The sequence below is a fragment of the Escherichia sp. S10b genome, assembly GCF_028421345.1.
GTDB lineage: Bacteria > Pseudomonadota > Gammaproteobacteria > Enterobacterales > Enterobacteriaceae > ECMA0423.
The window spans coordinates 1-1,248 of the sequence record NZ_JAHZSO010000090.1; the positions used below are offsets into that span (position 1 = coordinate 1).

The following is a 1,248-nucleotide window of genomic DNA, read 5'->3' on the forward strand; positions in this document are numbered from 1 at the left end:
CCAGCCCAGCAAATCCATCACGTTGTGCCGCTGTACCCACATCACGGCCACCGCGAGAACAGACAATGTGAGCGCAATTTTTTCAATGGAATCCCACGTCCTGGTTCCCATAAAGGCGGCAATGGCGTTCAGGTTATTCCGCAACCACTCACCACCGGCAATCACATAAACTTCATTCACAGCGTGCTCCCTCCGAAGTGATAGTTGTTCTGGTAACGACTGAGCATGCGGGCGGAAAGCTGCTGACGCATGTAGCTCATCTGACGATCGACAACCAGCAGCGCATCCTGCTGTACCTGCACCTGTGACTGAAACGCCGCAATCTGCCGGGTGGCATCATTCATGTTGTCGTTAATATGTTCGATAACTGCTTCGTCATAATTTCCTGTGGCCACCATCGCCCTGGCCTGCTGTATCAGCTCCTGAATGTACTGCAGCAGGATGTCGTAACCGATATAGTCCGTCAGCTGGTAAATCATACTGTTGGAAACACCGAGCATCTGCGGGTCAACCAGGTATTTGAAGACGGGGATGGTGGTACTGGAAATAAAGCCTTTTTCCTTGTCATCCAGAGGCGTGTCACTGACCGCCTTGTTCTGAATGCTGGCCAGAAGTTTAGTAATCTGAGACTTCAGTGCATTATCCCGGCTGATGGTCACCGGTGTGTCTGCCACCACTTTCAGGCATTTATCAGAATCGTTGCAGTGATAAATTTTTGCTGTGCCGCCTTCCATCATGGCCCGGATAATTGAGCGGTCAGTGGTTCTGGCTGACAAGGGTGTGATTTCGCCGTTAGGCCCAAACACCAGTGAGCCGGTCAGCGTCATCACAAACTCTTTCAGCTCTTTGTTGCCGTCAAACATTCTGTTTTTGGAAAGCGCATTCCACATGATGTTGATGTTTTTGGTCACCCGCTCCTTATCCTTGTCGCTGGCTTTATCCCTGACACTGTCAGATTTCCCGCCAACGGTACATCCCTGCCGGGAAGCCGCCCAGTCAGCAAAAATATTGCTCTCACCGGCAATGTCCTGACAGACTTTCTGCTGGGACACCTGCGTCCGGGGGAAGAGCCCGCCGATAATCCCCTGTGCAGCCTGGCAGGAACTGAGGTTCATACTGTTAATGTCGCTTGCCATTTTCTGCAGGAAGTCTTTTGCGGTTTTGATTTCCGGCACCGTTGTCTGCAGGGCAAGGTCAAAAAAGTAACCGGCAGCATTGCTCATAATCTGCTTAACAAAACGCTGCAGC

General features: G+C 51.4%; 2 protein-coding genes. Both read right to left on the reverse strand.

The genetic code is table 11. The features are described from left to right. The coding region (locus FTE26_RS07170; RefSeq protein WP_272457530.1) for a conjugal transfer protein TraG N-terminal domain-containing protein at positions 1-180 on the reverse strand (180 nt) is incomplete at its 3' end. Further along, positions 177-1,248: conjugal transfer pilus assembly protein TraH (gene traH / locus FTE26_RS07175; protein WP_272457531.1), on the reverse strand; the 1,072-nt coding region annotated here is incomplete at its 5' end. The genes traH and FTE26_RS07170, both read right to left, overlap by 4 nt.